The organism is Rhodanobacter sp. 7MK24 (genome assembly GCF_014842995.1).
Lineage (GTDB): Bacteria > Pseudomonadota > Gammaproteobacteria > Xanthomonadales > Rhodanobacteraceae > Rhodanobacter_A.
The window spans coordinates 50,617-76,251 of sequence record NZ_JACYXL010000012.1; the positions used below are offsets into that span (position 1 = coordinate 50,617).

The 25,635-nt window shown below is 66.1% G+C and carries 15 protein-coding genes; 8 read left to right on the forward strand and 7 right to left on the reverse strand.

Annotated elements, in window-relative coordinates; genetic code table 11:
* The first annotated feature begins 139 nt into the window (after positions 1-139).
* The gene (locus IHE49_RS16615; protein WP_192159987.1) at positions 140-3,427 is read left to right on the forward strand and encodes an efflux RND transporter permease subunit; all 3,288 of its coding nucleotides are present in this window, start codon (positions 140-142) and stop codon (positions 3,425-3,427) included.
* A 2-nt stretch (positions 3,428-3,429) separates the two neighbouring features.
* The gene (locus IHE49_RS16620; protein WP_192159989.1) at positions 3,430-4,884 is read left to right on the forward strand and encodes an efflux transporter outer membrane subunit; all 1,455 of its coding nucleotides are present in this window, start codon (positions 3,430-3,432) and stop codon (positions 4,882-4,884) included.
* On the opposite strand, the gene IHE49_RS16625 is transcribed toward IHE49_RS16620, so the two are convergent.
* Positions 4,881-5,612 (reverse strand): sulfite exporter TauE/SafE family protein, encoded by a 732-nt coding sequence (locus IHE49_RS16625; RefSeq protein ID WP_343227596.1) that lies wholly within the window; start codon positions 5,610-5,612, stop codon positions 4,881-4,883. The two genes, IHE49_RS16620 and IHE49_RS16625, sit on opposite strands and share 4 nt — an antisense overlap.
* Before the next feature lie 38 nt (positions 5,613-5,650).
* On the reverse strand, positions 5,651-6,049 hold the full coding sequence (locus tag IHE49_RS16630) for a hypothetical protein (RefSeq protein WP_225578521.1): 399 nt from the start codon (positions 6,047-6,049) through the stop codon (positions 5,651-5,653).
* A 175-nt stretch (positions 6,050-6,224) separates the two neighbouring features.
* On the opposite strand from IHE49_RS16630, the gene IHE49_RS16635 reads away from it, so the two are divergent.
* Positions 6,225-7,115 carry an aldo/keto reductase gene (locus IHE49_RS16635; RefSeq protein WP_192159993.1) on the forward strand — a complete coding sequence of 297 codons (891 nt, stop codon included), beginning with the start codon at positions 6,225-6,227 and terminating at the stop codon, positions 7,113-7,115.
* A 25-nt stretch (positions 7,116-7,140) separates the two neighbouring features.
* Here the strand turns inward: IHE49_RS16635 and IHE49_RS16640 are convergent, their stop codons facing one another.
* From IHE49_RS16640 to IHE49_RS16655, 4 genes are all read right to left on the reverse strand, one after another.
* The gene (locus IHE49_RS16640; RefSeq protein WP_192159995.1) at positions 7,141-7,770 is read right to left on the reverse strand and encodes a YIP1 family protein; all 630 of its coding nucleotides are present in this window, start codon (positions 7,768-7,770) and stop codon (positions 7,141-7,143) included.
* Positions 7,771-7,813: 43 nt separating this feature from the next.
* On the reverse strand, positions 7,814-8,728 hold the full coding sequence (locus IHE49_RS16645) for a 5'-nucleotidase (protein WP_192159997.1): 915 nt from the start codon (positions 8,726-8,728) through the stop codon (positions 7,814-7,816).
* 182 nt (positions 8,729-8,910) lie between these two features.
* Positions 8,911-9,672 (reverse strand): NAD kinase, encoded by a 762-nt coding sequence (locus IHE49_RS16650; RefSeq protein WP_192159999.1) that lies wholly within the window; start codon positions 9,670-9,672, stop codon positions 8,911-8,913.
* A gap of 170 nt (positions 9,673-9,842) precedes the next feature.
* Positions 9,843-14,762, reverse strand: coding sequence for an NAD-glutamate dehydrogenase domain-containing protein (locus tag IHE49_RS16655; RefSeq protein ID WP_192160001.1), 4,920 nt, complete (start codon positions 14,760-14,762; stop codon positions 9,843-9,845).
* Positions 14,763-15,149: 387 nt separating this feature from the next.
* On the opposite strand from IHE49_RS16655, the gene IHE49_RS16660 reads away from it, so the two are divergent.
* Complete coding sequence (locus IHE49_RS16660) at positions 15,150-16,337, forward strand: efflux RND transporter periplasmic adaptor subunit (RefSeq protein WP_192160004.1); 1,188 nt, start codon at positions 15,150-15,152, stop codon at positions 16,335-16,337.
* A 12-nt stretch (positions 16,338-16,349) separates the two neighbouring features.
* Positions 16,350-19,529 (forward strand): multidrug efflux RND transporter permease subunit, encoded by a 3,180-nt coding sequence (locus tag IHE49_RS16665; protein ID WP_192160006.1) that lies wholly within the window; start codon positions 16,350-16,352, stop codon positions 19,527-19,529.
* Between the two features lie 78 nt (positions 19,530-19,607).
* Here the strand turns inward: IHE49_RS16665 and IHE49_RS16670 are convergent, their stop codons facing one another.
* Positions 19,608-20,768, reverse strand: coding sequence for an acyl-CoA dehydrogenase family protein (locus IHE49_RS16670; RefSeq protein ID WP_192160008.1), 1,161 nt, complete (start codon positions 20,766-20,768; stop codon positions 19,608-19,610).
* Between the two features lie 159 nt (positions 20,769-20,927).
* On the opposite strand from IHE49_RS16670, the gene IHE49_RS16675 reads away from it, so the two are divergent.
* Genes IHE49_RS16675 through metH form a run of 3 tightly spaced genes read left to right on the forward strand, consistent with a single transcriptional unit; the run spans position 20,928 to position 25,631 of the window.
* A complete protein-coding gene (locus tag IHE49_RS16675) occupies positions 20,928-21,860 on the forward strand; it encodes a metalloregulator ArsR/SmtB family transcription factor (protein ID WP_192160010.1) in 933 nt (310 codons plus the stop codon).
* Positions 21,861-21,870: 10 nt separating this feature from the next.
* Positions 21,871-22,953 carry a homocysteine S-methyltransferase family protein gene (locus IHE49_RS16680; protein ID WP_192160011.1) on the forward strand — a complete coding sequence of 361 codons (1,083 nt, stop codon included), beginning with the start codon at positions 21,871-21,873 and terminating at the stop codon, positions 22,951-22,953.
* Positions 22,953-25,631: a methionine synthase gene (gene metH, locus IHE49_RS16685; protein WP_192160017.1), complete on the forward strand. Its 2,679-nt coding sequence runs from the start codon at positions 22,953-22,955 to the stop codon at positions 25,629-25,631. Before IHE49_RS16680 ends, metH begins: the two co-directional genes overlap by 1 nt.
* Positions 25,632-25,635: the final 4 nt, after the last annotated feature.

A 25,635-nucleotide genomic window follows, 5' to 3' on the forward strand; every position in this document is an offset into this window, starting at 1 on the left:
AGGCTGGACTCGTACTCCATGGCCTTACCCCATGCACGCAATCAATGTACCTGCGCGCCGAACAGGCATCCACGCAAGATTGCCCCCTCAGCCCGGCCCTGTCCCCAAAGGGGAGAGGGAGAAAGCAGGGTGATCGCGCATGAGCATCCCCGGCCTGTTCATCCGGCGACCGGTGGCGACCACCCTGCTGGCGGTGGCGATCCTGCTGTCCGGCCTGCTGGCGTACTTCCACCTGCCGGTGGCACCGCTGCCGAACGTGACCTATCCGGTGGTGGTGGTGCAGGCCAGCATGGCGGGCGCCAGCCCGGACATCATGGCGTCCACCGTGACCGCGCCGCTGGAGCGCCGACTGGGCACCATCGCCGACGTCAACGAGATGACCTCGACCAGCTCGGTGGGCACGGCCAGCGTGGTCATCCAGTTCGGGCTGGATCGCGACATCAACGGCGCCGCCCGCGACGTGCAGGCGGCGATCCAGGCCGCCCGCGCCGACCTGCCCTCGACGCTGCGCGGCAACCCCACCTACCGCGAATACAACCCGGCCGACTCGCCGATCATGATCCTGGCGCTGACCTCGGACACGCTGACCCGCGCCCAGCTCTACGATTCGGCCGATTCGGTGATCCAGCAGCAACTGTCGCAGATCGACGGGGTAGGCCAGATCACCCTGGGCGGCAGCGCCCTGCCCTCGGTGCGCGTGGAGCTGCAGCCGGACAAGCTCAGCAGCTACGGCATCGGCCTGGAAGACGTGCGCGCGGCGATCAGCGCGGCCAACGCGAACAGCGCCAAGGGCCACATCGACCAGAGCGGACTGCGCTACGAGGTCACCTCCAACGACCAGATCAGCAAGGCCGCGCCCTACCGCGACCTGGTGGTGGCCTACCGCAATGGCGCGCCGGTGCTGCTGCGCGACGTCGCCGACGTGCAGGACTCGGCGGAAAATATCCGCAACATGGGCCTGTACGACGGCAAGCCGGCCGTGCTCGTCATTGTCTTCCCGCGCCCTGGCGGCAACATCGTCAAGACGGTGGGTGAAATCCGCAACGTGCTGCCCTCCATCGAGGCGGCGCTGCCGGCAGGCATCCATGCGAGCGTCGCACTGGACCGCTCGGTCTCGGTGCGGGGCGCGGTGAGCGATACCGAACGCACCCTGTTCATCGCGGTGCTGCTGGTGATCGGCGTGGTGTTCGTGTTCCTGCAGTCGCCGCGGGCGATCCTGATCCCGGCGGTGGCGCTGCCGCTGTCCATCATCGGCACGTTCGGGCCGATGTACCTGATGGGCTACAGCATCGACAACCTGTCGCTGATGGCGCTGACCATCGGCACCGGCTTCGTGGTGGACGACGCGGTGGTAGTGCTGGAGAACATCGTGCGCCACGTGGAAGCGGGCATGGACGTGCACGAGGCGGCCATGCGCGGCAGCGCGGAGGTCAGCTTCACGGTGATCTCGATGAGCGTGTCGCTGATCGCGGTGTTCCTGCCCATCCTGCTGATGCCCGGCATCATCGGCCTGCTGTTCCACGAGTTCGCGGTGACGCTGTCGATCGCCATCCTGCTCTCGCTGGTGATCTCGCTCACCGTCACGCCGACGCTGGCCGCCTACGTGCTGAAGCGCGAGGCGCTGCATTCCAAAGCGCGCTGGGCGCTGTGGTACGAACGGCAGTTCGAACGCTTCAAGCAGGCCTATTCGCGTTCGCTCGACGCCGTGCTCGACCATGCGCTGCTGGTCGGCCTGACCCTGATCGGCCTGATCGCGCTGAACATCGTGCTGTTCAAGCTGGTGCCGTCCACCTTCTTCCCGGAACAGGACAACGGCATCCTGATGGGCCAGGTCATCGCCGACCAGAGCATTTCCTTTCAGGCGATGGAGCAGAAGCTGGCGCAACTGCAGGCCATCGTGCAGAAGGATCCCGCGGTGGCCTCGGTCGCCGGCTTCACTGGCGGCCGCACGCTCAACACCGCCAACGTGTTCGTGGAGCTGAAGCCGCTGGCGGAACGCAAGCTCTCTGCCGCGCAAGTGGTCGAACGCCTGCGCCCCAAGCTCAACAGGATCACCGGTGCACGCTTGTTCCTGCAGGCCGCGCAGGACCTGCACATTGGCGGCCGGCAATCCGCCGCGGAATACCAGTACACGCTGACCGGCGACGACGCCGACCAGCTGTATCAGTGGGTACCCAAGCTGGTGACCGCACTGGGCAAGTACCGCAGCGAGCTGACCAGCGTGAACTCGGATCTGCAGCAGCACGGACTGCAGATCGACATCAACTTCGACCGCGCCACCATGATGCGCTACGGCTTCACACCCACCCAGCTCGACAGCGTGCTGTACGACGCCTTCGGCCAGCGCACGGTCTCCACCGTGTACAACGAGCTCAACCAGTACTACGTGGTGATGGAAGTGGCGCCGCCGTACTGGCAGTACCCGCAGATGCTCGACCGCATGCGCTTCAGCGGCGCGGCCGGCGTCGCCAGCGGCACCGAGCAGACGCAGTACTCGGGCAGTCTGGTGAAGGCGCCAACCACCGCATCGGCCACGTCGTCCACCACCAACGCGAACAACGCCAACGCCGAAGCCAACCTGCTCACCAATGCCATCGCCAACGCGCGCGGCGGCGCTTCAAGCGGCAGTGCGGACAGCACGTCCAGCGAGACCATGGTGCCGTTTCCGGCGCTGGCCAGTTACATCAGCGACCACACGCCCACCCAGGTCAGCCATCAGAGCGGGCTGGTCGCCGCGACGATCTCGTTCAACCTGCCGCCCGGCGGCTCGCTGAGCAAGGCGCTGCTGGCGATCGACCAGGCCGAGCAGGAAATCCACATGCCGGCCTCCATCCGCGGCGCCACCGCCGGCGCGGCGCAGGTGTATTCGCAGTCGATGTCCACCATGCCGCTGCTGATCCTAGCCGCACTGCTGGCCGTGTACATCGTGCTGGGCATGCTCTACGAGAACACGGTGCACCCCGTCACCATCCTTTCCACCCTGCCCTCTGCGGGCATCGGCGCCACGCTGGCGCTGCTGATCTTCGGCACGCCGTTCTCGGTGATCGCGATGATCGGCATCATCCTGCTGATCGGCATCGTCAAGAAGAACGCGATCATGATGATCGACGTGGCCATCCACCTGCAGCGCGATGAAGGCTACGACGCGCGCAAGGCGATCCACGACGCCGCCGTGGTGCGTCTGCGCCCGATCATGATGACCACCGCCGCCGCCGTACTGGGCGCCATTCCGCTGGCTATCGGCATTGGCCAGGGCGCCTCGCTGCGCCAGCCATTGGGCATCACCGTGGCGGGCGGCCTGATCCTCAGCCAGGTCTTCACCCTGTACACCACTCCCGTGATCTACCTCTACTTCGACCGCCTGAACGTCAGGCTTGTCCGGTGGAATGCCACGTTGCCGTGGAACCGCTCGGAGGCGAACGCATGAACATGAAACTTTCCCGAACCGCCCTGGCCGCCACGCTGGCCTCGTTGCTGGCCGGCTGCATGGTCGGCCCCGACTACCACCGCCCGCAGGTGCAGATGCCCGCGCAATTCAAGCCGCTGCCCGGCTGGTCTGCCGCCGCGCCGGGCGATGCCGACATGCCGAAGGGCAACTGGTGGGTGCCTTTCCACGATCCGTTGCTCGACGAGCTGGAACCGCAAGTGGCGGTCTCCAATCAGACCGTGGCGCAGAGCTATGCGAACTATCAGGCCGCGCTGGCCGAAGTGAAGGAAGCGCGCAGCGCGCTGTTCCCCACCATCGGCATCAGCGGCTCCGCCGACAAGGACCGCAGCGCCAGCGGCGGCACCGCCAGCAAGACCTTCGGAACGTCGCGCCCGATCAGCACCAGCGGCTCGCTGGAAGGCACCGCGAGCTGGGCGCCGGACCTGTGGGGCAAGGTGCGCCGCAGCCTCGAACAGAGCAAGGCCACCGCACAGGCCAGCGAAGCCACGCTGGCCAACGCCACGCTGTCCGAGCAGGCCGCTCTGGCTAGCGCTGTAATCGAGTTGCGGACCACCGACGCCAGCATCGACCTGGAACAGCAAGCCGTCGCGGCCTATCGGGAATCGTTGCGCGTAGTGCAGAACCAGGTCGCCGCCGGTACGGCGCCACCGTCCGACGAAATCAGCGCACGCACGCAGCTGGAGAATGCCCAGTCCAGCCTGCTGTCGCTTGGCATCGCCCGCGCGCAGTACGCGCACGCCATCGCCGTGCTGGTCGGCAAGAATCCGGAAGACCTCGATCTTCCGCGCAACACCACCTTGCCCAGCCTGCCCACCATGCCAGCCGGCGTGCCATCGACGCTGCTGCAGCGGCGCCCCGACATCGCCGTCGCCGAACGCCAGATGGCCGCGCAGAACGCCGCGATCGGCGTTGCCGAGGCAGCGTATTACCCGACCTTGTCGCTGTCGGGTGCGGACGGCTTCTCGCAGTCGCCGCTAGCCGGCCTGCTGCACGTCGCCAATCACGTCTGGTCGCTGGGCGCCGACGTCGGCGCCACCCTGTTCGACGGCGGCGAACGCAGCGGCGAAGTCGCCGTCGCCAGGGCCAATTACGAAGCCGCTGTCGCCAACTATCGCGGCACCGTGCTGGGCGCGTTGCAGAACGTGGAGAACGACCTCTCCGGCCTCAGCATCCTCGCGCAACAGTCCGACGTGCAAGACACCGCGGCCCGCGACGCCACCCGCGGCGCCGAGATAGCCCGCAACGAATACCAGGCCGGCACGGTGGACTACACCACCGTCGCCACCGCCCAGGCCACCGAGTTCAGCAGCAGGCAAAGCGCACTGGACGTGCACGAACAGCGCCTGCTCGACACCGTATCGCTGATCGGCGATCTGGGTGGCGGCTGGTCGGCAGACCAGCTGAGTTCGGCGCCACGGGCCGAAACCAAGCGCTAACCGCCCAGCCAGCCTCTCGACTGCAACAACAACATGGCGCCGATCAATACCAGGCAGACGTAAAGAGATCGCACGAAGACTTGGCCGCTCAGGCGCCGGTTGAGCGTGCGGCCCAGCAAGGTAGCGACCAGCACCAGTGGCAAGGCCAGCAGGTAATCGCGAGTCACCGTGGACGTCCACATGCCCGTGAGGCTATAGCCGGCCATGGTCATCAGGCTGGCCGGCAGGAAATAGCCTTGCAGCGTCGCGCGGAAGTGCCGGGGCGACCAGCCGCGCAACGCGCCGTATACCACCAGCGGCGGTCCGTTCATGCCGTACGCGCCGCCCAGCACGCCTGCACCGAAACCGAAAACCCAGGCATGCCTATCGTCATGCAGCGTCGCCTGCCGATGGCGCATCAGGGCGAATACCGCGAACGCCATCACCACGGCGCCCAGCACCATCTTCACCACGTGCTCGTCCAACGCGTGCAACGACCACAGGCCAAACGGCACGCCCGCCGCGGTAGCCAGGAACAAGCGGCCCGCGCTGCGGAAATGGATGTGCCGCCAGTCCTGTGCGATGGCCACGATCGCCACCGTGATCGAAACCAGCGCGGCTATCGGCGCCGCAGTGCCTACCGGCATCGCGAAGGCCAGCAGCGGCACCGCGATCAGGGCCTCGCCGAAACCGAAAGCCGAACGGATGAAGCTTGCGACGAACAGTATCGTCAGGACGGCAATCAGCACCGGCAACCCAATGGCAAGAAACGAGGGAAGCCGCGAGATTACCGCACCTCGTCCCTGCGCCCGCGACGCGGCTCACGCACCAGCATGCACAAGCCGCCGTAGATCACGAACAGCGGCCACCATTTCCCCCAGGACAAGTCGAGGATGAAGATCGTTGCCACCATCCCGATGGAGAGGGCACTCAACAGCGAATGCGCCACCGTTCCGTCAAACGTGCCCGTGGTGCGGTAACGCTGCCAGGCCTCGGAAAGCGGCCACGCCGCACCCAGCAGGATGAACCATGCCCACCAGTTCGCCCAGTTGAGGAAGGGGATTTGCACGCCCAGGTTGGCGCCCAAAAAGATCAGGCCCACTCCGACCACCATCAGGGCCGGAATGATGCGACCACTGTGCCATGCAACAGGGTTCGTTCCGGTGTTCGCTTCGTTGTCCGTCATCGTCGTTGCCTCCCCAAGATGGCGTTACGGTAAAGCGCACCCCATGGCGCAGCCAGTGACAGGCGTCATCCGAAACGACTGAACAAATTTCCCTCGTAGCATGCCGGGCATCCCCATTCCGCCTCCTGTCCCGATGCTGCATGATGGCCGGGCCATAGCCCCGAACGAGCCAAGCATGACGACTGCCCGCGCCGCATCCGAACTGGAACTTTCCCCCATCGTCGCCGGCATGTGGCGCATCACCGGATGGAACCTCTCTGTGCAGGAACGCGTGCGCTGGATCGAACAAGCGCTGGAACTGGGCATCACCAGCTTCGATCACGCGGACATCTACGGCGACTACAGCGCCGAAGCCCTCTTCGGCGAGGCACTGCATGCGGCACCGGGTCTGCGTGGACGCATGCAGCTGGTAAGCAAGTGCGGCATCCGCCTGTGTTCGACGCAACGTACTTACCGGGTGAACCACTACGACACCGCGGCAACCTACGTGCGCACGCAGGTCGAGCAGTCACTGCGCAACCTGCATACCGAACAACTGGAGCTGGTGTTGATCCACCGGCCCGATTACCTGATGGATGCCGCTGCGTTGGCCGAGACGTTCGCGACGCTCACCCGCGAAGGCAAGGTGGCGCATTGGGGCGTGTCCAACCATTCGACCAGCCAGTTCGCCCTGCTGCACCAGCACCACGCCCTTGCGACCAACCAGCTCGAACTCTCGCCCCTGCAGATGGACGCGCTGGATGACGGCACGCTGGACCAGGCGCAACAGCTCGGCCTGCGACCGATGATCTGGTCGCCGCTGGCCGGCGGCCGCCTGTTCAGCGATGAGGACGAGCAGGCCGTGCGCGTGCGCGCCGAAATGGAGACTGTCGCCGCGCGTCTCGGCATCAGCCTCACCACCCTGGCCTTCGCCTGGGTCCTGCGACACCCTTCGCGACCCTATCCGATCACGGGCACGCGCCGCGTCGAAGGATTGCGCGAAGCGGTGGCCGCGCTGGATGTTTCGCTGGATGCCGAGGATTGGTATGCGATCTGGACGGCGAGCAAGGGACACGGAGTCCCCTGATTTACACGTGACCTGCTGCGGCCTTTCAGTGGTTGAACACGCTGAAAAACATGACGACCAAGATCAACAGCGGTAGCAGCATCAGCCCCGCGATGAGAAGGTTGCCGAATGTCTTGGCAATGGAGAGGCGTTGAACTTCGCTCAGCGCCGCCACGGTTGTCACAAGCGACCAAACGCTGAACACCACGATGGCGAGGTTCGAAAGCACGTAAATCTCACGCAACGCATAACTATCACCCAATGAACGGCTGCTCACCCCAAAAACCTGATCGCCAAACACGAGCAGCTGCATCAGGAATACAAGGCATGCCGCCAGCATCGGAGTACGCCCCCATGCAAGCGCCGCCCTGACCATGCCGAAGTCGCCTTTCGCCCCCACCCAGCGCCCGGACACAGTGAGCAGCCAGCCACTCAGATACAGCGACAGCACTCCATACAATGCGCCGGCGACCAACGCCGCGAGCAGCACCGGCCAGAAGCCGTATTGCTGTCCGACGCGCCACTCGCTCGCCTGAAGCAAGGCGGAGCCAGCACCTATCACCGCCGCGATCTCCAGCACCCATTCGCGGTGCCTGCCATCAATGATCTTTGCCATCGTCTTGCGTGGGCGAAAAAACATGGCAGGGACGAACCCCCATTCGAATCGATCCTTCATCGCTGTCCTTCCAAGGTCAGGTTTGCCAGGTGTGGTGACACCTTCAGCGGTTGCTCACTCCGTGCGGCACATGCCCCGTGGCTACGTGCTTGCGTGCGGACTCCACATTGGCCGGCGAGTCGTCGAAGAAGATGTCGGCGCCAAAGGCATCGAGGAACGGGCCCTTGTCCCTGCCACCGAGGAACAACGCCTCATCGATACGCACACCCCAGCGGCGCAGGGTGAGGATGACGCGCTTGTGCGCGGGTGCGGAGCGCGCGGTGACCAATGCGGTGCGGATCGGCGAGTTTTCCGCGGGAAATGCAGCCTGCAAGCGGTGCAGCGCAGTGAGGAAGCCGCGAAACGGCCCCACCGACAAGGGCTCTTCCGCATGTTCGCGCTCGCTGCGGTGGAAGGCTTCCAGCCCTTCCTCGCGCGAAACGCGCTCGCCCTCGTCGCCGAAAATCACCGCGTCGCCGTCGAAGGCGATGCGCAGCTGCTCGCTGGCACGCGGCGGCGCGACGCTGGGCAGGATGGTAGCCGCCGCTACGCCGGCCTTGAGCGCGCGGCCCACGTCCTCGGCATTGGCCGAGAGGAACAGGTCGGCCTTGAACGGTGCGATGTAATCGGAGGTGGGCGCGCCGCTGGTGAAGGCAGCGCGGCTGATTTCCAGGCCGTGATGCTGGATCGCGTTGAAGATGCGCAGGCCGGTGTCGCCAGAGTTGCGCGAGAGCAGGATCACTTCCACCGGCGGCACGTCACCCGCCAGCTTGTTGAGGTCGAGCAGCTTCTGCACCAGCGGGAAGGCCACGCCGGGCTGCAGGATCTCGTCCTCATGCTCGATCTGGAAGTTGCGGTAAGCGTCCAGCCCCTCGCGCTCGAACAGCTCGTGGCTATTGCCAAGGTCGAACAAGGCGCGCGAGGAGATCGCCACCACAAGGCGATTGTCGGTAACAGTGGAAGAGTCGTGGATCGGCATGTGGTCAATCTAGCGCATGCCAAGCGCACAGCGTGAGACTCGCTTTGCCGTAGGAGCGCACCCTGTGCGCGATTGCGAGCTGCTCCGATCGGAGCACAAGGCAATCGCGCACAGGAGGCGCTCCTACGAAAAGCCGCCTCTCGTCCGACCTTGCCCGCATGGGACGCAAAGAGAAAAGCGGATCAATCCGCGGCGAACTGCTCGTCGAGGATGCGCTGCTCCAGGTTGTGCTCGGGATCGAACAGCAGGCGCACGCCCTGCCCTCCGGCCTGGCGCACCGATACCTGACGTACGTCGCGCACTTCGTGGAAGTCGGCCGTGGCGCTGACCGGGCGTTTGCCGGGATCGAGAACGCGCAGGCTGACCCCGGTGCGATGCGGCAGGATGGCACCACGCCAGCGGCGCGGGCGGAACGGACTGATCGGAGTCAGCGCCAGCACGTTGGCATCCAGCGGCAGGATCGGCCCATGCGCGGAGAGGTTGTAAGCGGTGGAGCCGGCCGGCGTGGCGACCATCACGCCGTCGCAGATCAGGTTGGGCAGCTTCACCGTGTCATTGAGCTTCACTTCCAGGTGTGCGGCCTGGTTGCTCTGGCGCAACAGCGAGACCTCGTTGAAGGCCAGTGCCAAGTGCTCCTGGCCGGCGGCGTCGACCGCCTGCATTTCCAGCGGGAACAATTCCGCGGCATGCGCGCGCGCCACGCGCTCGGGCAGTTCGTCGAGGCGATGCTTGTTCATCAGGAAGCCGACGCGGCCGAGCTTCATGCCGTACACCGGCACGCCCAGCACGAGATGGGCGTGCAGGGTGCGCAGCATGAAACCGTCGCCACCCAGCGCCACGATCAACTCGGCTGCCTCGACGGGCACGTCGCCATAACGCTCCACGAGTTTGCGCCGCGCCTGCTGGGCAACGCTGGTGTCACTGGCGACGAAGGCGAAACGCATGGGTGCAAGGGCTCCATGGGAATGCGCCGGAGCTTAACGCATGGGCGCGATGGCACGATGAAAAAAGCGAAGCCCCGCACGAGGCGGGGCTTCGTATGCCGCATGAAGGTTTTCGCAAGAGCGTCCCCTCACCCCAACCCTCTCCCCAAAAGGGAGAGGGAGGAAGCGCATCACACCGGAACTTGCGCCAACTGCGCCAGGCGACGTACCGCTACCGAGGCGATCGGATAGTCGGCGTTCTGGGTAAGGATCTCGGCCAGCATGCCGCGGGTGTGCTGCAAGGTGGCATCGTCGCGCTGCAGCCATGCCTGCACCGGCGAGACATCCTTGCCGCCGCCACCCAGCTTCAAGACCTGTTGCGCCAACGCGCGATGCTGGTGGTTGAGCTCGTCCAGCAGCGAACCGCGCGCCTGCGCGTGCCAGTGACCTTCCACCGGCAGCGCCTCGATCTGGCCACGCAGCCACTCGAGATCGAGCGCCTCGCCCAGTTCGTAGAACACGCCGGCCACCTTCTCGACCGGCTGGCCGGTCTGCTGCGCCACCTCGACCATGTCCAGCGCGGCACGCAGTTCGGACAGGCGCGCCAGGCGCACGGCCAATTCGGCGGGCAGGCCAAGGCCTTCCCACTTTTCCTGGCTGCAGGAGAAGTCGCCCTTGCCGGTCGGCGTCAGCGCCGCGGGCAAGGCCTTGCGCAAGGCGCTCACGCCAGCCTGGTAGCGTTCGACGTTGGCGGCGATCTCCAGCGTGCCGCCAGGACGGTTGAGCAGCCAGCGCGTCATGTGGCGCAGCAGCGACCAGACCTGCATCACCGCGTCGACCTGGGTGCCCTCGGCCACCTTGCTGTCCAGCGCCTCGATCTCGGCCCACAGCTCGCGCGCATCCAGGATCTCGCGCGCGGCGGTGTAGGCCTTGGCGATCGCAGCCGGGCCTTTGCCGGTGTCTTCCTGCATGCGCATCATGAAGGTGGCGCCCATGCGGTTGATCGTGGAGTTGGTCACCGCGGTGGCGATGATCTCGCGCTTCAGGCGATGGCGCTGCATGTGCGCGGCATACTTCTCGTGCAGCGGCGCGGGGAAATAGCGCACCAGCTCCTTGGAGAGGTAAGGGTCCTCCGGTACGTCGGAGTCGAGCAGTTGCTGGTACAGGCGGATCTTGTCGTAGGAAAGCAGCACCGACAGTTCCGGACGCGTCATGCCCTGGCCGCGCGTCTTGCGCTCGGTCAGCTCGGCCTCGCCGGGCAGGTTCTCCACCTGGCGATCCAGCGAGCCCTCGGCTTCCAACGTGCGGATGAAGTGCGCCATCGAACCGAGACGCTTGGCCGACTGGTGCTCCATCAGGGTGATCGCCTGGTTCTGGCGGTAGTTGTCCCACAGCACCAGCTGACCCACTTCGTCGGTCATCGCGGCAAGCTGGGTATTGCGCGCGGCCTCGGTAAGCTCGCCGCGCTGCACGGCGTCGTTGAGCAGGATCTTGATGTTCACCTCGTGGTCGGAGGTGTCCACGCCAGCGGAGTTGTCGATGAAGTCGGTGTTGAGCAGCACGCCCTTCTGCGCCGCCTCGATGCGGCCCTTCTGGGTCATGCCGAGGTTGCCGCCCTCGCCCACGATCTTGCAGCGCAGCTCGCTGCCGTCCACGCGCAGGCCGTTGTTGGCGCGGTCGCGGGCATCGGCGTGCGTTTCGCTGCTGGCCTTGACGTAGGTACCGATGCCGCCGTTCCACAGCAGGTCCACCGGCGCCTTGAGGATGGCGTTGAGCAGATCGTTCGGCGCCATCTGCGTGACGTCGGCCTTGAGGCCCAGCGCCGCGCGCACTTCCGGCGACACCGGGATGGCCTTGGCCGTGCGCGGCCACACACCGCCGCCGGCGGAGATCAACGACTTGTCGTAATCGTCCCAGCTCGAGCGCGGCAGCTTGAACATGCGCTCGCGCTCGACGAAGGAACGCTCCACATCCGGGTTCGGGTCGAGGAACACGTGGCGGTGGTCGAACGCGGCCAACAGCTTGATGTGGCGCGACAGCAGCATGCCGTTGCCGAACACGTCGCCGGACATGTCGCCGATGCCCACGCAGGTGAAGTCTTCGCTCTGGCTGTCGCGGCCCAGCGCGCGGAAGTGGCGCTTCACCGATTCCCACGCGCCCTTGGCGGTGATGCCCATGCCCTTGTGGTCGTAGCCGTTGGAACCGCCGGAGGCGAACGCGTCGCCCAGCCAGTAGCCGTGCTCGATCGAGATCGCGTTGGCGATGTCGGAGAACGTGGCCGTGCCCTTGTCGGCAGCGACCACCAGGTACGGATCGTCCGCATCGTGGCGCACCACGTCGTGCGGATTCGCCACCTTGCCTTCGACCAGGTTGTCGGTGATGTCGAGCAGGCCGTTGATGAAGAGCTTGTAGCAGGCGATGCCCTCGGCCAGCTGCGCGTCGCGGTCGCCGCCCACCGGCGGCTTCTTGACGAAGAAACCGCCCTTCGAGCCCACCGGCACGATCACGGTGTTCTTCACCATCTGCGCCTTCACCAGGCCCAGCACCTCGGTGCGGAAGTCCTCGCGGCGGTCCGACCAGCGCAGGCCACCGCGCGCCACCGGGCCGAAGCGCAGGTGGATGCCTTCCACGCGCGGCGCGCACACCCAGATCTCGCGGTACGGCACCGGCTTGGGCAGCTCGGGCACGGCGTGCGAGTCCAGCTTGAAGCTGATGTAGTCGCGGTAGGCACCGTTCCACTGCTGGAAGAAGCTGGTGCGCAGCGTGGCGTGGATCACCGCGACGAAGCTGCGCAGGATGCGATCCTCGTCGAGGCTGGCCACGTTCTCCAGCAGCAGGTTGATCGCGGCCTCGATGGTCCTGACCTGCTCGGCGCGCGGCTGCGCCATCGCGGCGGCGAGGCCGTCGACCAGCGCAGGGTTCGCGGTCTGCACACTGGCCGGGATCAGCACGGACATCTCGCCGTGCAGCAACTTGGCGGCGACCTTGCGCTCGTCGTCCGACAGCGATTCGCGGCGCGGATCGAACTTGGCGAGGAACAGCTCCACCAGGAGGCCGGCAATGGCCGGATAGTTGTTGAGCGTGTCTTCCATGTACGGCTGCGAGAACGGGCTGCCGGCCTGCAGCAGGTACTTGCAGTAGCCACGCAGCATCGCGATCTGGCGCCAGCTGAGCTGGGCGCCCAGCACGAGGCGGTTGAAGCCGTCGTTCTCGGCATTGCCGCGCCAGATCTGCTCGAACGCGTGCTCGAACAGCGAGCCCACCTGCTCCACGCTGAAGGTGAGCTTGCCCACCGGCTGCACCTCGAAGTCCTGGATCGACAGCGGCACGCCGTCGCCCTGGATCTCGTAGACGTGCTCGGTGAGCACGCGCAGGCCAAGGTTTTCCAGCTGCGGCAGCACTTCGGAAAGCGCGATGTCGCCGCCGGACCGATAGACCTTGAAGCGCAGTGCCTCCGGCGCCTTCGGCGGATGGTAGAAGGACATGCGCAGCGCGTTGTCACCCTGCAGCAGCGACAGCTGGTACACGTCCTCGGCGGCCACCGCCGGGCTCACGTCGTCGATGTAACCGGGCGGCATCGCACGTGCGTAGCGGTTCGCCAGCACCACGCCCTCGTGCTCGCCGCGCTGCTTCACCAGCGCGTCGCGCACACCGTCATGCCAGTTGCGCGCGATGGCCGCCACGCCCTGTTCCAGCGCGGCCAGGTCGTATGCGGGCTGGTCGCCGATCCTGGGGCGCAGCACGATGTAGAGGCGCGCCAGCGCGTCCTCGCCCATCAGCACCGAGGAGTCGACCTGCTCGGCGTGCAGGGCTTTGCCCAGCAGCGCTTCGATGCGTTCGCGCACCGAAGTGTTGAAGCGCTCGCGCGGCACGAACACCTGGCAGGCGAAGAAACGGCCGTAGCGGTCGCGGCGCATGAACAGACGCGTATGCGCACGCTGCCGCAGTTCGAGGATACCGGTGGCGATGGCGAACAGTTCGTCCTCGCTGCTCTGCAGGAGCTCTTCGCGCGGCAATGTCTCCAGCGTGTGGCGCAACGACTTGCCGGAATAGGAATCGCGCTTCAGACCCGAGCGCGCCAGCACCGCTTCCACCTTGTGCCGCACCAGCGGCACATCCTGCGGGCGCGCCATGCCGGCACTGGAGGTGAACAGACCAAGGAAACGCTGCTCCACCACCGCGCGGCCGTCGGCGCCGAAACGCAACACGCCGATGTAGTCCATGTAGCCGGGACGGTGCATGCGCGAACGCGCGTTGGTCTTGGTGAGGATGATCGCATCCATTGAGCCGGATTGCGGCAACTCGCTGGCCGCCAGCGTCTTGAGCGAGCGCGGCGCCAGCGACTGCTCGCTCTTGCGCAGGATGCCCAGCCCCGAACCTTCGATGGCACGCAGCACGCGGTCGCCGTCGGCGTCGGTCACTTCGTACTCTCGGTAGCCGAAGAACGTGAAGTTGTCGGCGGCAATCCAGCGCAGGAACTCACCGGCCTCGCGTGCCGAGGCCGCATCGAGCGCGGGCTTGCGCTGCGGCAGTTCATCGGCGATGGCCAGCGCCTTGTCGCGCATCGCCGCCCAGTCGCCCACGGCCGCGCGCACGTCGTCCAGTGCGGATTCGACCTGTGCGACCAGCTGTGCCTGTTCGGCGGCATCGGCCACGCGGTCGATCTCGAAATGCATCACCGACTCGGCGACGCCGTGCTCGCCGCCCAACCCTTGCAGTCTGCCGCTGTCATCGCGCCGCACCTGCAGCACCGGGTGGACCACGGCGTGGATCTGAGAGCGCGTCGACACCACCATGCTCACGGTGTCGATCAGGAACGGCATGTCGTTGGTCACGATCTGCAACTGGCCGTGACCGGCCTCGGGGTTCACCACGCGCACGGCTGCGCGGCCAGGCGCACGCTGTTGCATGAAGTCCAGCAGGCCGCTCACCACGGCGGCCCACTGTGCCGGCGTATGCAGTCCGCAATCGCCCTCGCTGATCCGCGCGAAGAAGGCTCCAATAAAAAATTGCGCCTCATCAAGGCGCTGGGCGGGGAATCCGGTTTGCTTCAGCGCCTCGAGCACGGCGGACTGAAACGGCACTGCATGGTCGGCACGAATGGCATTCATGGCATCTACTGTGTAGTGGGGACGAAAGTGACGCGATAAAGCCCCAAAAGGATACGCTTCAATCCATCGTTATGCCTTGTGCATAGCGTCATTGATGGTGCTTCGTTCATGTCGGATGTCTATACGCAGACGCATCGTCGAAACCGCGATGCAGGCGTACGCGACGGGCTCGGGCACCCCTGGCAGGTGCACCGTTGCAGCGCATGACAAAGACGCGGCTTCGCATCCCCGCTCTCGTTCGAAGCGGCGGTCTGAAAACGTTTCACAAACCCTTCAATAAATTGTGAACCGTGCGGTATAGTAGCGACCCGCGAACCCGCGCCCGCCCCCTTCGGAGCGCGTGAAGCGCTCGTCATTCGATAACGATCAGCACGCTTCGGAGTCCCCATGAAATCCCCGTCCCTGCGCGCCCCCGCGTTGTGCCTCGGCCTGCTGGCCCTGACCGCCTGCGGCAAGAAGGAACAAGGCCCGCCGCAAATGCCGCCGCCGCAGGTAGGCGTGATTACCGCGCAACCGCAGAACGAGCCGTTGACCAAGGATCTGGTTGGCCGACTGTCGTCCTTCCGCAGTGCTGACGTGCGTGCGCGCGTGTCCGGCGTGCTGCTGAAGCGCGTCTACGTCGAAGGTTCCGACGTGAAGAAGGGCGACCTGATGTTCCAGATCGACCCTGCGCCCTACCAGGCGGCGCTGAATTCCAGCATCGCCAATCTCGCCTCGGCCAAGGCCACCTACACCAATGCGCACGTGGTGGCTGACCGCGACCGCCAGCTCATCCCGCAGGGCTACGTCGCACGCGCCCAGCTGGACGCTGACGAAGCCAGCGAGCGCAGCGCCGCCGCCGCCGTGCAGCAGGCGCAGGCCGCCGTGGAAACCGCCCGCATCAACCTCGGCTACACCAAGGTGGTGTCGCCCATCGATGGCCGCTCCGGCCAGCAGCAGGTCACCGAGGGCGCCATCGTAGGCAACGGCACCGCCGACACCGGCGCCAGCGCGACCTTGCTCACCACGGTGGACCAGGTCGATCCGCTGTACGTGAACTTCACCATGAGCGTGGCCGAGATGGAGCAGCTGCGCCAGGCGCAGACCGGCGGTGGCGTCACCCTCGCCCAGCAGAACCAGGCCACCGTGCAGGTGACCCTGCCGGACGGCAGCACCTATGCCGAGCCGGGCGTGCTGGACTTCACCGCGGCCACGGTGGATCCGTCCACCGGCGCGATGAACCTGCGCGCGCAGATCCCCAATCCCAAGCACAACCTGCTGCCCGGCATGTACGTGACGCTGAAGGCGAAGCTGGGCGTGCAGCATCAGGTGTTCCTGGTGCCGCAGACCGCCGTGCTGCGCGATACCGCCGGTGCCTACGTGTTCGTGGTGGGCAGCGACGGCAACGTCAAGCGTCACGACGTCGCCACCAGCGGCATGAGCGGCAGCAACTGGGTGGTCACCAGCGGCCTCGCGGCCGGCGACCAGGTGGTGGTGTCCGGCGTGCAGAACGTGCACGACGGTGCGCCGGCCAAGGCTTCGCCATGGCAGCCGCAACCGGCAACGGGCGGTTCCGCCCCGGCAGCCGGCAAGTGATGGAGTAGGACCATGCCGAGTTTCTTCATCGACCGCCCGATCTTCGCCTGGGTGGTGGCCATCCTGATCTCCCTGGGCGGGGTACTGGCCATCCTCAACCTGGGCGTGGAATCGTACCCGAACATCGCGCCGCCGCAGGTCGTGGTGAATGCCACCTACCCCGGCGCCAGTGCGGACACCACCGAGAAAACCGTCACCCAGGTGATCGAGCAGCAGCTCACCGGCATCGACCACCTGCTGTACTTCAACTCCTCCTCCAGCGCCACCGGCAGCTCGCAGATCACACTCACCTTCGAGACGGGCACCAATCCGGACATCGCCCAGGTGCAGGTGCAAAACAAGGTGTCGCTGGCCACGGCGCGCCTGCCCAGCGAAGTGACCCAGGAAGGCGTTGTGGTGGCCAAGGCCAATGCCGGCTTTCTGATGGTGGTGGCGCTGAAGTCGGACAACCCGAACATCAACCGCGACCACCTCAGCGACATCGTGGCCTCGCAGGTGCTGGACCAGGTCTCGCGCGTGCCCGGCGTGGGCAGCACGACCCAGTTCGGCTCCGAATACGCGATGCGGATCTGGCTGAATCCGGACAAGCTGCAGGGCTACAACCTGTCCGCCGCGCAGGTATACAGCGCGATCTCCGCGCAGAACGTGCAGTTCGCCGCCGGCTCGATCGGCGCCGACCCGGCCCTGCCTGGCCAGGGCCTCACCGCCACCGTGTCCGCCGAGGGCCGCTTCACCACGCCCGAGCAGTTCGCGGACATCATCCTGCGCGCGAACGCCGACGGCACCGTGGTCAAGCTGGGCGACGTGGCGAAGACCAGCTTCGGTCCCAGCAGCTACGGCTTCGACACCACCTGGGACGGCAAGCCCATCGCCGCGTTCGCGATCATGCTGCTGCCCGGCGCCAACGCACTGGACGTGGCTACCGCGGTGCGCGCAAAGATGGACGAGCTGGCCCCGAGCTTCCCGCAGGGCGTGAGCTGGTTCAGTCCCTACGACAGCACCGCCTTCGTGCACATCTCCATCGACGAGGTGGTGCACACGCTGGTCGAGGCGATCATCCTGGTGTTCCTGGTGATGCTGCTGTTCCTGCAGAACGTGCGCGCCACCATCATCCCCACCCTGGTGATCCCGGTGGCCCTGCTGGGCACCTTCCTCGGCATGCTGGTGCTGGGCTTCACCATCAACCAGCTGACCCTGTTCGGCATGGTGCTGGCCATCGGCATCGTGGTGGACGACGCGATCGTGGTGATCGAGAACGTCGAACGCATCATGACCGAGGAGAACCTGCCGCCGAAGGAAGCCACGCGCAAGGCGATGGGCCAGATCACCGGCGCGGTGGTGGCGATTACCGTGGTGCTGGCGGCGGTGTTCGTGCCTTCGGCGCTGCAGCCAGGCGCCTCCGGCGTCATCTACAAGCAGTTCGCGCTGACCATCGCGGTGTCGATGGGCTTCTCCGCCTTCCTCGCGCTGTCGTTCACGCCGGCGCTGTGCGCCAGCTTCCTGCAGCCCGAGCACCACAAGAAGAAGAACATCGTCTTCCGCAAGTTCAACGATTTCTTCGACTGGACCACGCACACCTACACCGGCCACGTCGGCGGCGCGATCAAGCACGCCCCGCGTTGGATGGTGGTGTTCGCGCTGGTCGCGGTACTCGCCGGCTTCCTGTACACCCGCCTGCCCGGCAGCTTCCTGCCCGAAGAGGACCAGGGTTACGCGATGTCCATCATCCAGTTGCCGCCGGGCGCCACCAAGCAGCGCACCAGCGAAGTGATGGCACAGATGCGCGCGATCCTGAACAAGGATCCGGCGGTGGAAGGCGTGCTGCAGGTGACCGGCTTCAGCTTCATGGGTTCGGGCGAAAACGCCGGCATGGCCTTCATCAAGCTGAAGGACTGGTCGCAGCGCCAGGGCACCGCGATGGACTTCATCCAGCGCGCCAACCGTGCGCTGTTCGGAATCCGCGACGCGCGCATCTTCGTGGTCAACCTGCCCACGATCCAGGGTCTGGGCCAGTTCGGCGGCTTCGACATGTTCCTGCAGGATCGTGCCGGGCTCGGCCGCGACGCGCTCACTCAGGCGCGCAACATCCTGCTCGGCAAGGCCGCGCAGGATCCGCTGCTCACCGGCGTGCATCCGAACTCGCTGGAGGATTCGCCCCAGCTCAACCTGAGCGTGGACCGCGTGCAGGCGCAGTCGATGGGCCTGTCGGTCAGCGACGTCTACAACGCGGTCAGCATGATGCTGGCGCCGGTGTACGTGAACGACTTCACCTACGGCGGCCGCGTGAAGCGCGTGATGCTGCAGGCCGACTCGGGTTACCGCATGAGTCCGGATGCGCTGCAGCACTTCTACATCCCCAGCAGCACGCAGACCAACGCCAACGGCACGCCGGCGATGATCCCGCTCTCCAACGTGGTGCAGGCGAAGTGGGGCATGGGTTCTCCCGCGCTGACCCGCTACAACGGCTATTCCGCGGTGGAAATCGTCGGCTCGCCTGCTCCGGGCCACGCCTCGGGCGAGGCGATGAACGAGATGCAGAAGATCGTCAGCCAAGACCTGCCGAAGGGCTTCGGCAACGACTGGACCGGCCAGTCCTACCAGGAAATTCTCTCCGGCAACGCCGCCACGCTGTTGATGGTGCTGTCCATCTTCATCGTGTTCCTGGCACTGGCCGCGCTGTACGAGAGCTGGTCGATCCCGGTCGCCGTGCTGCTGGTGGTGCCGCTGGGTCTGCTGGGCGTGGTGGTGTTCACCATGTTGCGCAGTCTGCCCGACGACATCTACTTCAAGATCGGCCTGGTCACGGTGATCGGCCTGGCGGCGAAGAACGCGATCCTGATCGTGGAATTCGCAGTGGCCGAGCAGAAGGCCGGCCGCACGCTGCGCGAAGCCACCGTCGACGCGGCCCGCCTGCGACTGCGCCCGATCCTGATGACCTCGCTGGCCTTCATCCTCGGCGTGTTCCCGTTGTTCGTCTCCAGCGGCGCCGGCGCCAACGCGCGCCACGCCATCGGCACCGGCGTGATCGGCGGCATGCTGTTCGCCACCTTCCTTGGCGTGCTGCTGATCCCGGTGTTCTACGTCGTGGTGCGGCGCCTGCTGGGCGACAAGATGGATGGCGACGGCAAGCCGAAATCCGCCACCGGCACGGGCATGCAGTCGTTCGACTCCGACCCCGGCCACGGACACTGACGACACCCCGCCACGGACGGCGCCCAACAAAAAGCCCCGGCGCGAGCCGGGGCTTTTTGTCATCCCGAATCCGCATCCTTACCGCAGGCCGGTCTCGTTGCGCGCGATCACGATGCGCTGGATCTCGCTGGTGCCTTCGTAGATCTCGGTGATCTTGGCGTCGCGGAAGTAGCGCTCCAGCGGCATCTCCCGCGAATAACCCATGCCGCCGTGGATCTGCACCGCCTGATGGGCGATCCACATCGCCGCCTCCGAGGCGGTGAGCTTGGCGATCGAAGCCTCGGTGCCGAAGCGGCCGCCGTTCTTGTCCGCCTCTGCTTTCGCCCATGCCGCACGCAGCGTCAGCAACGTGGCGGCGTCGAGCTTGCACTTCATGTCGGCGATCTTCGCCTGGGTCATCTGGAACGTGCCGATCGGGTGACCGAAGGCCTTGCGGTCGCGCGACCACTGCAGCGCCGCCTCGTAGGCCGCACGGGCGATGCCCACTGCCTGCGAGGCGATGCCGATGCGACCGGCGTCCAGCAGGCTCATGCCCATGGCGAAGCCCTTGCCCTCCTGGCCCAGCAAGTTCGCCTTCGGGCACACGTAGTCGGTGAACTCGATCTCGCAGGTGGCCGAGGCGCGGATGCCCAGCTTGGGCTCGCTCTTGCCCGCGTGGAAACCCGGCAGTTGCGTGTCGATGACGAAGGCCGATACACCCTTGGCACCAATGCCCGGCGTGGTGATGGCGAACAGGATGATGTAGCGGGCCACCATGCCGGAGGTGATCCAGCTCTTCTTGCCGTTGATCACCCAGTCGCCGTCGGCGTTCTTCGTCGCGCGGGTATGCATGGCCGAAGCGTCGGAGCCGGACTGCGGCTCGGTCAGCGCGTAGGCGCCGATGGCGTCGCCCTGTGCGATGGCGCGCACGTACTTCTGCTTCTGCTCCTCGGTGCCATGCTTGAGGATGCCGTTGCAGAACAGCGAATTGTTGACCGACATGATGGTCGCGGTGGCGGCGTCGGCCGCGGCGATCTCGATCATCGCCAGCGAGTAGGCAATGGGATCCATGCCTGCGCCGCCGTACTCGTGCGGCACTTCGATGCCCATCAGGCCGAGCTGGCCCATCTCGCGGATGTTGTCGAGCGGGAATTCCCCTTTTTCGTCCAGCTCCGCCGCCACCGGCGCGATGCGCTTCTGCGCAAAGTCGCGGGCAACGGCCTGGATCGACAACTGGTCTTCGGTGAAGCTGAAATCCATGGGTGGGCTCCGATGGGGAAAGAAAGCCCGCCATTTTAGCGAGGCTGGCCGAAGAACCTTGTGCGGACGCAACAATGGCAACAGCGCCCCGCCTCACTTGACGCACGCCAGACTGCGGCCCAGACTTCGCATCTCTTTATCGCGATATAGGGATAACGCATGGATCTGGCCACTGTGTCCAGCATCTTGCGCCTGCTGGCCGACCCCACCCGTGTGCGCCTGCTGGCCCTGCTGGAAGGCGAGGAACTCACCGTGGCCGAACTGGCTGCGGTGCTGCACCTGGCGCAGCCGCGCGTCTCCACCCACCTCGCCAAACTGAAAGAGGCCGGGCTGGTGCGCGACCGCCGCGCCGGCGTCTCCGCCTATTACCGCGCCAATGGCGAGGGCGACGAGCATCAGCATGCGCTGATCGCCTCGCTGCGCGAAAACATCGATGACGCCCTGCTGCGTGAGGATGCCGCCCGCCTGCCGGCAGTGCTCGCCAACCGTGCCCGTGCCGAAGGCTGGGCCGACACCGTGGCCGGCGACATGGAGCGCCATTACTCGCCCGGCCGCACCTGGGAAACGCTGGCGCGCGCGCTGCTGCAGTTGCTGGGCACCGGCGACGTGCTGGACATCGCCTCCGGCGATGGCATTACTGCCGAGCTGCTGGCACCGCACGCTCACTCCATCGTCTGTGTGGATTTCAGTGAGCGCGTGGCCGACGCGGCGCGGAAGCGCCTGCATGCGTACAGCAACGTCGAAGTACATCAGGGCGACATGCATGCGCTCGATCTGGGCGAACGCCGCTTCGACCTCGTGTTGATGCTGCACGCGCTCACCTACACCGAGCATCCGGCACAGGCCGTGGCCGAAGCCGCGCGCCTGCTGCGCCCCGGTGGACGCCTGCTCGCGGTGACGCTGGGCAAGCACGACCACCGTGCCGCGGTGGAACCGTTCGATCACCGCAATCTCGGTTTCACCGAGGCGGAGTTGCGCGACCACGCCAGCACCGCCGGCCTGCAGGTCCTCAGCTGCAACCGCATCAGCCGCGAACGCAAGGCGCCGCATTTCGAAGTCATCAGCCTGCTCGCACAGAAGCAGAAAAAGTGAGAAGCACCCCATGAGCGCCCTGCCCTGGTTGCACCCCGAACGCGTCGCACTGCTCGAAGCCGCGCTCGCCGAACGGATCCTGATCCTCGACGGCGGCATGGGCACCATGCTGCAAGGCCACCGGCTGGACGAAGCCGGATTCCGCGGCGAGCGCTTCGAACACGGCCACGACAGTGCGCACGAACATCACCACGACCATCCGGGCTGCGATCTCAAGGGCAACAACGACCTGCTCACGCTGACCCAGCCGGACATCATCCGCGGCGTGCACGAGGCCTACCTCGAAGCCGGTGCAGACCTGGTGGAAACCAATACCTTCAATTCCACCCGCATCAGCCAGGCCGACTACCACCTGGAACACCTCGCGCACGAGCTGAACCTGGCGGGCGCGAAGCTCGCGCGGGCCGCCTGCGACAAATTCACCGCGCTGACACCGGGCAAGCCGCGTTTCGTGATCGGCGTGCTCGGCCCCACCAGCCGCACCGCCTCGCTGTCGCCCGACGTCAACGATCCCGGCTTCCGCAATGTCACCTTCGAGGAACTGGCAGCCAACTACCGCGAGTCCGCCGCCGGCCTGATCGACGGCGGCGCCGACATCGTGATGGTGGAAACCATCTTCGACACCTTGAACGCCAAGGCCGCGCTGTACGCGCTCTCCGAACTGTTCCGCGAGCGCGCCGCGCGCGTGCCGCTGATGATCTCCGGCACCATCACCGACCGCTCCGGACGCACGCTCTCCGGACAGACCGCCGAGGCGTTCTGGTATTCCGTGAACCATGCGCGGCCGTTGTCCGTCGGCCTGAACTGCGCGCTCGGCGCCGCCGACCTGCGCCCGCATATCCAGACGCTGGCCGACATTGCCGAATGTTGCGTCAGCACGCATCCCAATGCCGGCCTGCCGAACGCCTTCGCCGAATACGACGAAACGCCCGAACAGATGGCCAGCGTGATCCGCAGCTTCGCCCGCGACGGGCTGCTCAACCTCGTCGGCGGCTGCTGCGGCACCACGCCGGCGCACATCAAGGCCATCGCGGAAGCCGTGCGCGAATATGCGCCGCGCGCGCTGCCCAGCGAAAAGCAGGAAGCCGCCTGATGCCCCGCCATACCCGACTCTCCGGCCTCGAACCGCTGGTCATCACCCCGGACCTGCTCTTCGTCAATGTGGGCGAGCGCACCAACGTCACCGGTTCCGCGCAGTTCCGCAAGCTGATCAAGGAGGACCGCTACGAAGAAGCCGTCGATGTGGCGCGCCAGCAGGTGGCGAACGGCGCGCAGATCGTCGACGTCAACATGGACGAGGGCCTGATCGATTCCGAGGCGGCAATGGTGCGCTTCCTCAACCTGATCGCCGCCGAACCGGATATCGCCCGCGTCCCGGTGATGGTGGACTCCTCGAAGTGGAGCGTGATCGAAGCCGGCCTGCGTTGCCTGCAGGGCAAGGGTATCGTCAACTCGATCTCGATGAAGGAAGGCGAATCGGCCTTCCTCGAACACGCGCGCAAGGTGCAGCAATACGGCGCCGCCGCGGTGGTGATGGCATTCGACGAACAAGGCCAGGCCGATACCTGCGCGCGCAAGGTGGAAATCTGTTCGCGCGCCCACGAGCTGCTGACGCGAGAACTCGACTTCCCGCCCGAAGACATCATCTTCGACCCCAACATCTTCGCGATCGCCACCGGCATCGAAGAGCACGACAACTACGCGGTGGACTTCATCGAGGCCACCCGCGAGCTGAAGCGGCGCTTCCCCGACTGCCACATCTCCGGCGGCGTCTCCAACGTGTCGTTTTCGTTCCGCGGCAACGACACCGTGCGCGAAGCGATCCATTCGGTGTTCCTGTACCACGCCATCAAGGCCGGCATGGACATGGGCATCGTCAACGCCGGCGCGCTGGCGATCTACGACGACCTCGACCCGGTGTTGCGCGAGCGCGTCGAGGACGTGGTGCTGAATCGCCGCGCCGACGCCACCGAGCGGCTGCTGGAGATCGCCGACAACTACAAGAAAAGGAAGGGCGAAGCCGCCGTCGAGACGCTGGCCTGGCGCGAGAAGGACGTACGCGCCCGCCTCAGCCACGCGCTGGTGCATGGTATCGACCAGTACGTGGTCGAGGACACCGAAGAGGCGCGCCAGCAAGTCACACGTCCGCTCGACGTGATCGAAGGCCCGCTGATGGACGGCATGAACGTGGTCGGCGACCTGTTCGGCGCCGGCAAGATGTTCCTGCCGCAGGTGGTGAAGTCCGCCCGCGTGATGAAGAAGGCGGTTGCCTACCTGCTGCCCTACATCGAGGAGGAAAAGGCGCGCACCGGCGACGTCGGCAAGAGCAACGGCAAGATCGTGATGGCCACGGTCAAGGGCGACGTGCACGACATCGGCAAGAACATCGTCGGCGTGGTGCTCCGCTGCAACAACTTCGACGTGATCGACCTGGGCGTGATGGTGCCCACCCAGAAAATCCTCGACACCGCCATCGCCGAGAACGCCGACATGATCGGCCTGTCCGGCCTCATCACGCCTTCGCTGGAAGAGATGAGCCACGTGGCGCGCGAGATGCAGCGGCAGGACTTCCATATCCCGCTGCTGATCGGCGGCGCCACCACCTCGCGCGCGCACACCGCGCTGAAGATCGAACCGCACTACAAGTCGCCCTGCGTATGGGTGAAGGACGCCTCGCGCGCGGTGGGCGTGGCGCAGTCGCTGGTCAGCAAGGACCTCGTCGGCGACTTCATGGCGAAAATCCGCGCCGAATACGCCGAAGTGCGCGAACGCCACCGCAACCGCGGTCCCGGCAAGCAACTGGTGCCGCTGGACAAGGCGCGCGCGCAGCGCTTCGCCTGCGATTGGGCGAACTACACGCCGCCGCAGCCGAAGCAACCCGGCCTCACCGTGTTCGACGACTACGACCTCGCCGAGCTGCGCAAGTACATCGACTGGAGCCCGTTCTTCAACGCATGGGAACTGGCCGGCCACTATCCCGCCATCCTCACCGACGAGGTCGTCGGCCAGCAGGCCAGCGAACTGTTCCGTGACGCACAGGCGATGCTGGACAAGCTGATCGCCGAGAAGTGGCTCACTGCCCGTGGCGTGATCGGCTTCTGGCCGGCCGCCGCCGTGGGCGACGACATCGAACTGGTCGATATGGAGCCCCCCGTCGCTCTCCACCACCTTCGCCAGCAAGCCGACAAGCCCGTCGAGCGCCCCGACTTCTGCCTTTCCGATTTCATCGCGCCGAAGGAATACGGCAAGTCCGACTGGATCGGCGGCTTCGCCGTCACCGCCGGCCTAGGCATCGAGCCGCACCTCGCGCGTTTCCATGCCGAACACGACGACTACTCCGCGATCACCCTCAAGGCGCTCGCCGACCGCCTCGCCGAGGCCTTCGCCGAGCGCATGCACGAGCGCGTGCGCCGCGAGTTCTGGGGCTACGCCGCCGACGAGCATCTCGACAACGACGCCCTGATCGCCGAGCAGTACAAAGGCATCCGCCCTGCCCCCGGCTACCCCGCCTGCCCCGACCACACCGAGAAGACCATCCTGTTCCAACTGCTCGACGCCACCAGCAACGCCGGCATCGAGCTCACCGAAGGCTTCTCGATGTACCCGGCTGCCGCCGTCTCCGGCTGGTACTTCTCGCACCCGGACAGCCAGTACTTCGTGGTCGGCCGCCTCACCCGCGAACAGGTGGAGGATTACGCGAAGCGCAAGGGCTGGACGCGCGAGGAGGCCGAGCGCTGGCTTGCGCCCAACCTCGACTACGACCCGGAATGACCCG

What these genes read in the sequence shown, in the direction of transcription:
- IHE49_RS16670 (WP_192160008.1), bottom strand. Translation starts at nt 20,768, where the DNA reads ATGGATTTCAGCTTCACCGAAGACCAGTTGTCGATCCAGGCCGTTGCC.
- IHE49_RS16620 (WP_192159989.1), top strand. Translation starts at nt 3,430, where the DNA reads ATGAAACTTTCCCGAACCGCCCTGGCCGCCACGCTGGCCTCGTTGCTG.
- IHE49_RS16660 (WP_192160004.1), top strand. Translation starts at nt 15,150, where the DNA reads ATGAAATCCCCGTCCCTGCGCGCCCCCGCGTTGTGCCTCGGCCTGCTG.
- IHE49_RS16630 (WP_225578521.1), bottom strand. Translation starts at nt 6,049, where the DNA reads ATGACGGACAACGAAGCGAACACCGGAACGAACCCTGTTGCATGGCAC.
- IHE49_RS16650 (WP_192159999.1), bottom strand. Translation starts at nt 9,672, where the DNA reads ATGCGTTTCGCCTTCGTCGCCAGTGACACCAGCGTTGCCCAGCAGGCG.
- IHE49_RS16635 (WP_192159993.1), top strand. Translation starts at nt 6,225, where the DNA reads ATGACGACTGCCCGCGCCGCATCCGAACTGGAACTTTCCCCCATCGTC.
- IHE49_RS16640 (WP_192159995.1), bottom strand. Translation starts at nt 7,770, where the DNA reads ATGAAGGATCGATTCGAATGGGGGTTCGTCCCTGCCATGTTTTTTCGC.
- metH (WP_192160017.1), top strand. Translation starts at nt 22,953, where the DNA reads ATGCCCCGCCATACCCGACTCTCCGGCCTCGAACCGCTGGTCATCACC.
- IHE49_RS16675 (WP_192160010.1), top strand. Translation starts at nt 20,928, where the DNA reads ATGGATCTGGCCACTGTGTCCAGCATCTTGCGCCTGCTGGCCGACCCC.
- IHE49_RS16645 (WP_192159997.1), bottom strand. Translation starts at nt 8,728, where the DNA reads ATGCCGATCCACGACTCTTCCACTGTTACCGACAATCGCCTTGTGGTG.
- IHE49_RS16655 (WP_192160001.1), bottom strand. Translation starts at nt 14,762, where the DNA reads ATGAATGCCATTCGTGCCGACCATGCAGTGCCGTTTCAGTCCGCCGTG.
- IHE49_RS16615 (WP_192159987.1), top strand. Translation starts at nt 140, where the DNA reads ATGAGCATCCCCGGCCTGTTCATCCGGCGACCGGTGGCGACCACCCTG.
- IHE49_RS16680 (WP_192160011.1), top strand. Translation starts at nt 21,871, where the DNA reads ATGAGCGCCCTGCCCTGGTTGCACCCCGAACGCGTCGCACTGCTCGAA.
- IHE49_RS16665 (WP_192160006.1), top strand. Translation starts at nt 16,350, where the DNA reads ATGCCGAGTTTCTTCATCGACCGCCCGATCTTCGCCTGGGTGGTGGCC.